This is a genomic window from Paenibacillus sp. FSL F4-0100 (genome assembly GCF_037993005.1).
Lineage (GTDB): Bacteria > Bacillota > Bacilli > Paenibacillales > Paenibacillaceae > Paenibacillus_AQ.
Window position 1 is genome coordinate 6992501 of sequence record NZ_CP150303.1, and the last position, 13348, is coordinate 7005848.

The following is a 13348-nucleotide window of genomic DNA, read 5'->3' on the forward strand; positions in this document are numbered from 1 at the left end:
TAGAGATCGATATGTAACCCAATCTGTCAGCTGCCTCGCTATAGATGTGCTCCAAATATAGACCTCAAATTCATGAAGTATCATCTCGAAATGTAATTGATTTCCCATAAAAAAGGTTTTAAGGTTAGTTCATCGCTTTTCTAAAGCCCGACTACATCTAATAAGAAAGGAGTTCGCCGAATGGCAGACAAAAGCATCGCTCTCCAAAAGCCCAAAGATACTCCAAGTCCTGCGCATGGAGAAGCACATCAAGCCACCGTATATAAAATTCTGATCGCCATCAGTTTCGTGCATTTGTTTAATGATTCGATTCAGTCCGTGATCCCTGCTATCTTTCCTATATTAAAGGATAATCTGCTGCTTACCTTTACTCAGATCGGTTGGATCTCCTTTGCTATCAACTTCACATCATCTATCATTCAGCCGGTTATCGGGTATGCCGCGGATCGAAGGCCGACACCGATTTTGCTTCCGATCGGTATGTGTTTCACGTTTGCAGGCGTTTTTATTCTTGCATATGCACATACATATCTTTTGGTTCTATTCGCGGTCGTTCTGATCGGATTAGGCTCGGCGACCTTCCACCCTGAGGGAATGCGGGTCGCTCATATGGCTGCAGGTATGCGAAAAGGGTTATCCCAATCGATCTTTCAAGTAGGGGGCAATGCCGGACAGTCACTTGCTCCGCTCCTGACAAGATACATTTTCGTACCGTTCGGACAGTTTGGCGCGATCGGTTTCACCTTCGTTGCTGCGGCTGGTATCATCGTGCAATCCTATGTTGCGCATTGGTATCACGGCATGCTGAAGGCTGGTTACACATTTAAAAAGAAAGCTGCCGGGCGCATGCTCGATCCCGCCCGCCGCAAGAGCGTACGCAATGCAACGCTGGTGCTCGTCATTCTCGTGTTTATCCGCTCCTGGTATGGCGCAGCCATTAGCAGCTATTATGCCTTCTACCTCATGGATGCATACAAGATCACGATTGATAATGCTCAGATCTATATTTTTCTGTTTCTCGCTTCCGGAGCTGTAGGCACCTTCTTCGGCGGTCCACTGGCCGACCGCTTTGGCCGCCGCAATATGATCATGCTCTCCATGATCGGTACGGCACCCATTGCGTTGATTCTGCCGTTCGCCTCGCCATTCTGGGCGGCTGTATTGCTGCTCATCGGCGGATTTGTCCTATTATCCAGTTTCTCAGTTACCGTTGTATATGCCCAATTGCTGCATCCTGGCAATATCGGTACGGTATCCGGACTGATTACGGGATTTGCTTTTGGCATGGGCGGGATCGGTTCGCTTGTGCTCGGTAATCTCGGGGATGCTTGGGGAATCGGCAATGTCATGATCGCCATCGGCTTCCTGCCGCTGCTTGGTCTGCTTGCCCTGCTTCTTCCCGGTGATGACAAACTGGACCAGTGGGCGAGGGATTAATCGACATATAAAAAAGACACTCATCGGCCGCACTTTGCGTGCATCTGGTGAGTGTTTTTTATTTTATTTTTCTAACGAGTTTGATAAACCAGTATAGGAATATCCATGGAAGCACGTACTTCGTCAGCCACTCGATCGTTAAGCAGAGACCTTCCGTTCCCCCGTTGGACTGAATCAAGCCTTTTAATACCAAAATGATAAGAAACAACGGTAAGATCAATACGGGGATATAACCTAACCATTTTTTATTCTTCATAACTACCAACTCTCTGCCAAAAATATAGTACATCCGGTAAATTAAAAATCAAAATATTTATCTCATCAATAAAAAGGGAGCTATCCTGGTTTAAGAAAAACCATAGGACAACTCCCCATTGCTTTAAACCCTTCTTATAAGTGAAATTCGACCCTGTCGAATTTAGATCTTGTTCAGATACTCGAGCAAACGGTACACAATCACAGAGACCTGAGCCCGAGTGGAAGTCTCACCCGGTGCGAAGCGGTTGCCGTTTACTCCCTTCACCAGACCTTCGTTCACAGCAAAAGCTACGGCCGCACGTGCATCCTCCGAAATCAGATTCGTATCGTTAAATGACAATGAGCCTGCTTCGGAATCAATCTTCAGCGCATCCGCAATCATGACTACCATGTCTTCACGGGTCAGAGGATTTTTCGCTCCCGCTTCTTTGCTGCGTGTTTCCCAATCGATGCCTGTCTCGAAAATACGATCAAGCAATGTAGCAAATTCGGCACGGGTCACCGCATTGTTTGGAGAGAAGCGACCTGCACCTGTACCGTTCGTGATATGCTGCGAGGCAGCAACCTCGATCTCATCCTTAGCCCAGTGGCTGGCGATGTCGTTAAAGGTCACGTTATTCTCGGCAGCCACATAAGATCCTGGACCGTTAACACGGAACGTGATCGATCCGCGCGCAGCCGATTGCAGCAATCCTGCGGATTGCAGGTTTCCTTGTTCCGACTGCAGGTAGGCACCTACTTTACGCGAATCCTTCACTTTTGTTGGGTCATAGTTCAATGTCAGCAAAAGCGGATGTTTAAACTTGTCCCCATGTTTGACCGAAACGATCGGGGATAAAGCGTTCAAGGCTTTTCCGGATTCTGCTTTGCTTGCAGCTACAGAAACCGTTAGGCTAAATCCGCTGCTCGTTGTGAAATCATCCAAGGCATCAGCAGGCACAGTCAGGGAAAAGCCGTTACCTGTAATAACAAGCGGTTTGCCGGATGCTTTCAGTTTATCCACAGCGGCCTTAACGAGGGTAAGGGCCACATCGCTGTATTTGCTGAAATCCAGCTTCGATACATCCAGCTTCACTTCTTTGCCGTCTCCGGTAATTCCTGCTGCAACAGCAGCTTCAGACAGAGCAGCCGTTGCGGACTCGGTACCATCCGCATTTTTCTTCGTGGTTACTTTGGCATCACCTGATACTTCAGGTGCCGGAGTGGACGGAGTTCCTGTGGAACCGCCACCGGATGACGAGCCTCCTCCACCTCCGCCGCCGGATCCGCCGCCTGGGTTACCTGGATCCGGGTTGCCTGGTCCAGGCGCTCCCGTCAGCTGCAAAGATACGGAGGCTTTTCCTTGAAGTCCTTGATGGTCTTTGACGGAAAGCTCGACAGTGTAATTGCCAGAAGACAATCCATCTAATGCAATGTTAAAGGAACCATCCTGCTCGACATCAAAGCTGCCTTCCTTCGCTACCGTTTTATTAGCTCTTTTAATAACATAAGTGGCATCCATCCATTCACTGACGTCAAAATCAATCATCCATTCATCCCACATTGCTGGGGCAGCCGTTACATAGAGGTCATCGACCTTGCCGGTTAATGCGGGATTGTTCTTACCGGAGATTTTGACAACAAGCTCGGTTTTGATCTCTGGTGCCGTTCTCTTCACGAAGAATGGAATTGTGGCGTAATCAGAATAAATATTCCCATTAGTGCCGAGAGAGAGAAGCTCAACCGAGTACAAGCCGTCTTTAACCTCTTCGATTTCCTCGGATGAATAGTTGTGGTACTCCCCATCCCAGTCGAGTGTATATTCCGTATTAGCATTAAAGAGATACTCATCCGTACCAAAAATTTGCCCAATCACTCCATCTTGATCTGGTCCTGATTCTGGGTGAAGGCTATCATACAAATCTACGATGACGATTCCCATAGGATTATAGAATTCAAAACCTACACTCAGTTCACCTAGTTCTCCTTGTTCGTTCAGAGGGAAGTGCGCCAGATAGTTCTCGGTCTCACTGTAAACCTTGGTATATTTGACACCGGTCATTTCCAGATTAAAGTAAGCTACATAGGGTACAGAGTAAGTACGAGTATCATTTTTGAAAATAATGTAGCCCTGCTGCTCTGAAACCCCGGATACACCTGCCGGAACTTGAAGCGTTACAACCAGTTCTTTCTCGCCACTTAAATCAAAAGAAGGTTGATCCACCGTAACAGCTACTCCAGGGGTAGATTGAGTTGTACTAACCTCAACCTCAAACTGACCACCAATGTCACCAATCTGCTCAACTTTTATTTTCTTCTGAACAGTTTGTGCGGTTGCTCCTGTAAAATTACCGAAGTTAATGCTTCCCGTAATATTATCCTGCTCTTTACTTGTTCCGTTCTCCTGATACGAAGTTTTGTCCAGAACCTTCACCAGAGCCTCTGCCTGGATCGTATTGAGTGCTTGTACGCGCCCGGCCCCTTGATCCGTTACGTCGTAAGACTCGGTATTCAGTACTTTGGCGTTGTTCATCAGTGCGACTTTGACATCGAATGGAGTCCAATCGTTGTGTTTCTCCAAAATGAGAGCTGCAAGCCCTGCCACATGCGGGGATGCCATACTAGTACCTGTTAAACGATCATAGGATTGACTGTAATCTGCTTCTGGAATGTCCCTTCCGTATGCCGGAACGGATGACAAAATGCTTGTTCCCGGTGCTACCACGTCAGGCTTGATGTCAAGCGTCTTTTTAGCCGGGCCTCTGGAGCTGGAATCATTAATCTCATCGCCTGCGGTTCGGTTTTTAATAAAATCCGAAAACTTCACTTTCAGATCCGGGTTGGCATCGAGCAGCGATTTGATATAATCGCCGTCTTCTTTACTCATACTAAAGGTTGGAATGAAGGAGAAGCTGTCCCCAAGCAAGACGCCGATTGGGCCAGGGTTCTGGTTGAATACGATGACACCCGTCGCGCCTGCTGCTTTCGCATTGGCAATCTTATCGACAAAGGCGAGTTCGCCGCGTTTAATCAAAGCGATTTTACCTGCTACGTCTTTATCTGCGAAGTCCTCTGGCTTACCCAGATCCGCATAAAAAAGTCCAAAATCTCCATCAAGGACGACTTCTGGGTCCTCAGCCAGGTTCCAAGCCATTAATTCAAGCTTATACGTAGCATCTACCACAGTAATCGGAGTGACATCATCTGCCGGAGGCACTTCTACATCCTTGACAGATTCAACAGGCACTTCATCTGTGACAGACTCCTCTTCTGCACCATCTCCCGTTTGAACTGGATTGGAATCCTGCTCCGTATCGACGGAAGTTGCAGTCTCATCGATTGGTGATGCAACTTCCGTCGATGTTGGCCCAGCCGCTTCGTCTGCCTGTGCTCCTAAATCCTTCTTCACTTCAGGCGTCACGGGTTGTGTTGGCTCCGCTCCAGGTTCCAACGTGCCCTCATTGGTTTTAGTTGGGCCTTCTGGCATTTCCCCATCCGTGAAAAAGTGCGATGTTGCCGCAATTTCGTCACTTGGACCTGTAGAGTTTCCTACCGTTATCGGAAAAGCCGCCGCCCCCGGTGATCCAACCGTCCAGCGGTTTGGCCCTGTATTTCCGCTTGCAACGACTGGCGTGACACCAGCCAGCGCAGCATTGTTGAGTGCTACGGATGTTACATAATCCGGGTCATTGCGGGAATTACCAAGCGAGAGGTTGATTACATCCATCCCATCCTGCACGGAGCGGTCAATACCTCCAAGCACCCAGCTGGAATAGCCGCTTCCGTAGGGCCCAAGAACGCGGTAAGCATAGATATCCGCGCCCGGCGCAATGCCTACGACTCCATATTCGCCGACATCGCGGGCTCCGATGGTACCCGCTACGTGCGTTCCATGATCCGTCCAATACGTACTTCCCCTGTCATCGACCTCTGGAGGATTAGAAGGGTCATTTTCCCAGTCGACTGGAGTAGTCTCATATGGATCATTATCATTGTCAACGAAGTCATATCCGCCCTTATAAGCATCTTTCAGGACAGGGTGAACATAATCAATACCTGTATCAATAACGCCGACTTTAATGCCTTTACCTGTATATCCGAGATCCCATACTTCCGGAGCACCGATGAATGGCCCCGTATCTTTCATATATGGATTCACTTCGCCCTTCGGTCCAACCGTTACCTCCAGATCGGGATAAACGCCTAAAACGCCTGGAATATCAAGCAGCGCTTCAACCTTGCTGCCATCGATCTCCATGGACACCCCATTGAATGCGTAACTGTATTGGTTCGAAATTTCGTGTGATATATTCTTCGTGTCCAGACTGCGAATAAAAGTCTGCTGCTCCAATTGTACCTGGGCTTCGACCTTCGCCTCTGCCGAAGAGCTAAAAGATTGGCCCTGAATGGAGGATAGGCCTTTTGCCAAAGCCACTGGCTCAGTAGATAACTCTACGATGACTCTTGCTGGACCCCCAGCAGACTTCTGTAGACTTTGATCAAGCTTGGGAAACTCCGCTAGCTTTGCTCTCTGTTTTAGAATATCCTTTAACTGCCTTGCTTCATCGGCACTGAGCTGATTGCCCAGTTCGATCTGCCGTTCTGCCGGAGCGGCCCCAGCCGCTGGTGCAATCAATGATAGCATCAATATAAAACTTAGTAGTGCGGACCATAACTTTTTACTCAAGGCTTTGCCCCTCCCAAAAAATTAGATTTCTCAATCAATTCAGGGTCTGGGATGTCATCAGCATAACTGTGCTGCCTATCGATGGTATCCACTCCTTTCCGCATAAGACTGACCCGTGGTAAATTATTCGAGAATCTGAAATTAGATTCCTTCATCCTTTTCTGTATGTTTTTGTTAAATCCAGTCGATTGTATAGGAGGTTTTGACGAATGCCAGGAAACATCATAAATTCAAGGGAATTAAGGCTTACATAGGAGGTAAGGGGGGAGAAATGAAATCGAGGAAAAAGAAAAACCGAGACTATGAAATAGCCTCGGTTTCTAAGCGGTGCAACTGATTCTGCAAGATATATCCAGTCAATTCGATGATTCGTTCAGCAACCGCACAAACTCTTCTTCATCCTCCAGGATGTCGATGCCGAGCTGCTGGGCTTTGGTCAGCTTGCTGCCGGCTTTTTCGCCTGCAATGAGGAGGTCGGTTTTCTTGGACACGCTGCCGGTGACTTTGGCACCGAGCGCTTCCAAGCGTTCCGTTGCCTCTTCACGGGTCAGCAGATGGAGGGTCCCTGTCAGCACGACCGTCTTGCCGCTGAAATAGGAATCGGTGCTAACTGGCTTCGGTGCTTCCGGCGCTTTCGCCTGGACACCCAGCGAAAGCATCTTCTGAATGCTCGCTTGCGCAAACGGATCCGCGAAGTATCCAGCGATACTTTCGGCCACGATGCCGCCTACGTCCGGCAGCTCGACCAATTCTTCTGCGGTTGCCGCCATCACGCGGTCCAAACCACGGTAATGATCGGCCAGCATTTTGGTTGTAGATTTGCCGGTATTCGGAATACCCAGTGCAAAGAGGAAGGATGCAAGATCCCGCTCCTTGCTTTTCTCGATGGCATCCAGCAGATTCTGGGCTTTTTTCTCACCGAAGCGCTCGAGCTTCAGCAAACTATCAAAAGATAACGTATAAAGATCTGCCGGTTCTCTCACACCCAGTTCGTCGTATAACTGGATCGCAGTCTTGTCGCTAAACGTTTCAATGTCCATGGCATCCCTGGAAGCAAAATGCGTGATGCGGGCCACGATTTGCGGCTTGCACCCGGTCTTGTTGTTGCAGAAGAGATGAGCGCCGCGCTGCTCCAACGGGAAACCGCAGGATGGGCATTGATCCGGGAACAATATCTCTTCCCCATCCTGCTCCTCCGTTACTTTGCCGAGGATCTCGGGAATGACGTCATTCGAACGGCGAATAAAGACTCGAGAGCCCAGCGCGAACTTAAGGTTCTTGCGCTCAATATCCCCGATATTGTTCAGCGTACAATTTTGTACGGTAACTCCGGCAAGCTCAACAGGCTCCACACGCGCTAATGGCGTGATTTTTCCGGTCCGTCCCACATTCCAGGTTACCGACTGCAGCACGGTCGTGGTTTCTTCCGCTTCGAATTTGTAAGCGACTGCCCAGCGCGGGAACTTGTCGGTATAACCAAGAGCTTCGCGAATACGGAAGTCGGTCACCTTCACAACCGCCCCATCAATGAGATAATCGAGCTCGGAACGACGCTTCTCGATATCGGCCAATTGCTCCATCACGTCATCAAACTGCTCAAAATAGAAAATGTACGGATTGACCTTGAGTCGGTTCTCGCGCAGGAAATCCATCATTTCCTTGTGATCGGCAAAGGTGATTCCATCCGAATAACCTACATTATAGAAGTAGGCGTTCAGCTTACGCTCGGCCGTCACCCTCGGATTAAGATTGCGGAGCGCCCCTGCGGCGGCATTACGCGCGTTCTTGAGCGGCTCGGCCGCGGTTTGATTGTATTTTTCCAACACGGACAGGTTCATGATGCCTTCGCCCTGCACTTCAATCGTACCTTCCGCGTACGGGATCGTCATCGGCACCGATTTGATGGTTTTCACCTGAGCCAAAATGCCCTCGCCAACCGCACCGTTGCCCCGTGTCGACGCTTGAACCAGCTTACCGTTCTGATAAGTCAGATTCAGCGTCAACCCGTCAAACTTCAGCTCCAGTGCATAACAAGGCGCCTTGAGAGGATTGCCGGGATTCTTCGTATTGTAGTCATTGACCAGCCTGACGACGCGATCGTGCCAGGTACGGAGCTGCTCGATGTTCTGAGCCTTATCAAGGCTCCATAACGGAGCCAAATGGCGGTGCGGGGCAAAACCTTTCAGAATCTCCCCGCCCACCCGCTGGGTCGGAGAATCCGGAAGCGTCACGCCGGTCTCCGCCTCCAACGCTACCAGCTGGTCGTACAGGGCGTCATACTCCTTGTCGCTTACAAGCGGTTGATCCAGCGTGTAGTAATGGTAATTGTAATTGTTCAACTCCGCAATGAGCTTCTCCATCTTTTCCTTGAAATCCATGCAGGGGCAATCCTCCTTCAATAATATAAGTTGTAACCCTTATTCCACCTTCGTAATCGGCGCGAAGCCGGCAAGCAGACGTTTCACACCCACAGGCGCCGGGAATGCAATCTGCAATTCCATGTCATTGCCACTGCCTTTGACCGCTACAATCGTACCGGTTCCCCATTTGCCATGGGCTACTTTGTCACCAGCTTTAAAACCACCGCTGTCCGAAGAAGCTGCCGAACGGGATGGCGCACCGGTTGTCATGGTCACCCGGCTCTTCGGTGCGGCTTGGGCGGAAGCGGTCGATCCGCTAAGGGAGAGGTCCACGTTGCGTCCACCGCCGAAGTTGCTGCCTCCACCGCCGCCGAAGCCGCGCCCAGCGTAAGATCCGCCCACATTGCTACCGCCGCCGCGGCGGTATCGGTCATTCGCCATCTGGGTGTCTTCCTTCAGCTCTTCCGGAATTTCCTCCAGGAATCGTGAAGGCGGGTTCGCCGTCGTACGGCCAAATAGCGTACGCATGCGCGCACACGACAGGAACAGCTGCTTCTCCGCACGTGTGATACCGACATAGGCAAGTCGGCGCTCCTCTTCCAGCTCTTCATTATCCATAAAGGCACGGCTGTGCGGGAATACCCCTTCCTCCATGCCGATGATGAACACGACTGGGAACTCCAAGCCTTTGGCACTGTGCATGGTCATGAGCACGACAGCATCATCGCGATCTTCTTCGTCATCGTTCATCGAGTCGATGTCCGCAATCAAAGCAAGATCTGTGAGGAAGGAGATGAGCGACTTATCCTCGTTGTTCTTCTCGAACTCTTGCGTCACCGACAGGAACTCGTCGATGTTCTCAAGGCGGGATCTGGATTCGATCGTATTCTCGTTTTGCAGCTCGAGGCGGTATTCGGACATTTCCAATATTTTTTCAGTAAGCTCGGTGACCGACAGAAACTCAACCATTCGGCTGAGCGCAGCAATCATGTCGTAGAAGCCCACTAGCGCATTGCGCGTCCGTCCGGCAAAGCCGAGATCGTCAACGATTTCCAGCACGCGGAAGATCGAGATGCCCCGCTCTGCGGCTGCAGCAGCCAGCTTCCCGACGGTTGTGTCGCCGATGCTTCTTTTTGGCACATTAATGATCCGCGTTAAACTAATATCGTCGTCCGGGTTGGAAATCAGGCGAAGGTAAGCAAGCATGTCCTTAATCTCTTTGCGATCGTAGAACTTGATGCCCCCAACGATCTGGTACGGAATATCCGACTTGATCAGAATTTCCTCGATAACCCGGGACTGCGCATTGGTCCGATACAAAATCGCGTGGTCCTGATAACTCTTGCCGGCGTTAATGCTCTTGCTAATTTCCGAGGTAACAAAATACCCCTCATCATGCTCCGTATCCCCGCGGAACACCTTGATCTTCGGTCCTTCACCTTGCTCGGTCCACAGATTCTTTGGCTTGCGGCCAGTGTTCAGGCCAATGACATTGTTGGCAGCGTTCAAAATGTTCGCTGTAGAACGGTAATTCTGCTCGAGCAGAATCGTCCGCGCCTCAGGGTAATCCTGCTCAAAATTCAGGATGTTCGTAATATCCGCACCACGCCAGCGGTAGATCGATTGATCGCTGTCCCCGACAACGCAGATGCGGTGATGGCTATCCGCCAGCATCCGGCAGAGCATGTACTGCGCCCGGTTGGTATCCTGATATTCATCCACGTGAATGTACTGGAATTTGCGCTGGTAGAAATCGAGAACCTCCGGCACTTCCTTAAACAGCTGAATCGTGGTCATGATCAGATCGTCAAAATCAAGCGAATTGTTGCTCTTCAAGCGTTTCTGGTATTCGGTATATACCTTGGCTACAAGGGATTCAAAATAGTCTCCGGCTTTCTGTTCATACTGCTGCGGGGATATCAGCTCATTCTTAGCGGCGCTCATGGCCCCTTGAATCGCCTTCGGCTCAAATTTCTTCGTATCGATATTGTGATGCTTCATTACGTTCCGAATAACCGACAGCTGATCCGTCGAGTCCAAAATACTGAAATTCGAGGTGAAACCAATCCGTTCAATGTCTCTACGCAAAATTCGCACGCACATCGAGTGGAACGTCGATACCCAGATATCCTGGCCTTCGCGGCCAACCAGCTTGGATACCCGCTCCTGCATTTCGCGTGCCGCCTTATTCGTAAATGTAATCGCAAGGATGCTCCATGGTGCGGCTTTACGAGTGGCGATCAAGTAACCGATCCGGTGCGTCAGCACCCGCGTCTTGCCGGAGCCGGCACCCGCCATAATGAGCAGCGGTCCGTCGGTTGCTTCAACGGCTTGACGCTGCTGTGGATTCAGACGGCTGACGGCGTCGTGTATATCAATGGAATGCATAGTGTTGCCTCCTAATAGGTGTAGATTTGATAAGGGAGAAACTTGTGTAAAGATGATAATCGAAAAAATGGGATAGGGTCTGGCAGATAGATAAAATTTAAAGAGAATGAATATGAATATAGATTACCGACGTATCTGTATCTAATACACTGTGAGTTCTGCGTTGCTTGAATTGATGAATTACAATATTTTTTAGCGGATCATATAACCGAGACCAGTCAGTCCTTCACGGCCTTGACCGTCTCGAGCGCCTGCTCCAGATGATCATACACAACGTTGCCAACAACGATCGTATCCGAGATAGCTGCTGCCTCCGACGCCTGCTGGGCGTTCGTTATTCCGCCACCGTAGAACAAACGGGCGTTATCCAGCGATCTGTGCACTGTCCGGACAGTTTCCATATCCCCAAAGGCGCCGCTGTATTCCAAATACACAATCGGAAGATTCATCAGCTTGTCCGCAATCTGCGCATAAGCAGCGGCTCCGATCGCATCAATCGAAGTCTCTGCTCCGGTCAGCTTCGCCACCGCGGCGTTCTCGTTCAACACGATATACCCTTCGGTTACAACCAGATCCCACGGTATCATATACCCGTAGCGTTCGATTCCTTCGCGATGCCGGCCCATGATCCAGGTTGGATCCTGCGTATTCATGACCATCGGAACCATATATAGATCAAATCCGGGTACAACGGCTTCCAAATCGGATAATTCCTGCACGCACGGCAGCTCGTAACGTCGAACTCGGGACAGCAGATCCACGGTATTTTCATAAGTGACTCCGGTTGAGCCTCCGACCATAATAGCATCGGTTCCTGACAAACACACCACATCAAGGGTCTCGTCATCGATCTCCTTGTCGGGGTCCAGCTTAAACACATGCCTCCAGGATTGTATCATCTCTTTCAAGCGTCATTCCTCCACGTTCACGGGTTACTATTATACTAAAATAAGTCTATGCTAGCACGGTAAGCAAGTCAATTTATGTTCGCATAAAATACGAACATTTTTTTGGTAATTGTCGTTTATCAGTTTATCCGATATCCGAACCGCGCCGCTGAAAAGGGATTAGGGCTGATACTCCGCTAAGAAAAGCGTCTACCGACGTACAATCACAGACCGCATGACGTACAATCCCAAACCGCACGACGTACAATCCCAGACCACATTTAGATGGTGGTTTCCATGTAATATCAAGGTAGGCCATGTTTCGAAGTTTGTACTTTCTCATATTATGAAAAAGCCCGCGTCTTCTTTTGGAGACAACGGACTTCGATGTTCAGCATCTCTTTATATGAAGAATAGCCTATTTCATAGACAGGCCATGCAACATGAATTAATGCCATGCCCTCTCTATGCCAATCACTTTTTAATGGTATATCTCAAACTGTTCTGCTCCAACTCCGGCTCTGTGAGCAGGTCTGAATAAACGCCGTACACGCCCCATTTTTCATAATTGTTCACGGTCGTGGTGTCATTAATGGTGTGGACATAAGTCACGGCACCCGCTTGCCTCAGCTTGGCTACGAAATTCGGGCTGACCTTGTACTCCGGCATGGTAACGGCGTCAATGTTGTTCTCCTGCACGAAAGCCGTGATCTCGGCAGGTGAATCCTGCGTGGCATACAGCGTATAGATAATTGACTCAAACGGATAGATGTCCAGAACCATATCGAGCATGGGCTCATTATAAATTTGGATGACCACCCGATCCAGAAGTTCCGGGTCCCGCTCATTAGCAGCGTTTACAATCTCCGTGAACAGGTATTGAATATCCTGATCCTCCTGCTCCTTCGTGTCTGTCACGATGTAGATATCGGGATGACGCTCCATCATATCCATTATCCCCTCAATATCCATCGGTTGGTATTGCTCCAAAATCGGTGTATTAATGAATTCCTCATGGCTCAGACGGGCTGCCTGCTTATCGTCCGGGAGTTTTTCCTTCTGGCCTAGCTGCTGTGTCATGCTCTCCGTCCACTCATGCCTGGCCACGACTTTACGGTCCTCTGTCAGCATCAAATCAATCTCAAATACGCGGGTGCCTTTCTCGTAGTTAACGACCATGGCTTCATAAGCGTTCGTATAGGGCTGTTCACCGATACTTCCCATAGCGTGCGCAATCAGGCGATAGGCCGCGAATCCTTGCGGTTCTTCCTCATCCATCTCAAGATGAGTCTGAAGCAGTATCATAATGGCGGAAAATAATAGAAGGACAGCTGCGATCCGTTTCATGGTAT

The 13348-nt window shown here is 49.7% G+C and carries 7 protein-coding genes; 1 reads left to right on the forward strand and 6 read right to left on the reverse strand.

Annotation, left to right across the window (positions count from 1 at the left end; genetic code table 11):
* The first annotated feature begins 180 nt into the window (after positions 1 to 180).
* The gene (locus MHH48_RS31910; RefSeq protein WP_076326485.1) at positions 181 to 1437 is read left to right on the forward strand and encodes an MFS transporter; all 1257 of its coding nucleotides are present in this window, start codon (positions 181 to 183) and stop codon (positions 1435 to 1437) included.
* 58 nt (positions 1438 to 1495) lie between these two features.
* Here MHH48_RS31910 and MHH48_RS31915 read toward each other — a convergent pair whose 3' ends face one another.
* The 6 genes from MHH48_RS31915 to MHH48_RS31940 all read right to left on the reverse strand — a co-directional run bounded on the left by MHH48_RS31915 (position 1496) and on the right by MHH48_RS31940 (position 13343).
* On the reverse strand, positions 1496 to 1693 hold the full coding sequence (locus tag MHH48_RS31915) for a hypothetical protein (RefSeq protein WP_076326484.1): 198 nt from the start codon (positions 1691 to 1693) through the stop codon (positions 1496 to 1498).
* A 162-nt stretch (positions 1694 to 1855) separates the two neighbouring features.
* Positions 1856 to 6361 (reverse strand): S8 family serine peptidase, encoded by a 4506-nt coding sequence (locus MHH48_RS31920; protein ID WP_076326483.1) that lies wholly within the window; start codon positions 6359 to 6361, stop codon positions 1856 to 1858.
* A 356-nt stretch (positions 6362 to 6717) separates the two neighbouring features.
* The gene (gene ligA / locus MHH48_RS31925; protein ID WP_076326482.1) at positions 6718 to 8739 is read right to left on the reverse strand and encodes an NAD-dependent DNA ligase LigA; all 2022 of its coding nucleotides are present in this window, start codon (positions 8737 to 8739) and stop codon (positions 6718 to 6720) included.
* A gap of 39 nt (positions 8740 to 8778) precedes the next feature.
* Entirely contained in the window at positions 8779 to 11109 is a 2331-nt protein-coding gene (gene pcrA / locus MHH48_RS31930; protein WP_076326481.1) for a DNA helicase PcrA, read from the reverse strand.
* Positions 11110 to 11327: 218 nt separating this feature from the next.
* Positions 11328 to 12017, reverse strand: a complete 690-nt coding sequence (locus MHH48_RS31935) for a heptaprenylglyceryl phosphate synthase (RefSeq protein WP_076326480.1) — start codon at positions 12015 to 12017, stop codon at positions 11328 to 11330.
* A gap of 453 nt (positions 12018 to 12470) precedes the next feature.
* On the reverse strand, positions 12471 to 13343 hold the full coding sequence (locus MHH48_RS31940) for a phosphatidylinositol-specific phospholipase C/glycerophosphodiester phosphodiesterase family protein (protein ID WP_076326479.1): 873 nt from the start codon (positions 13341 to 13343) through the stop codon (positions 12471 to 12473).
* Between the last annotated feature and the right edge of the window lie 5 nt (positions 13344 to 13348).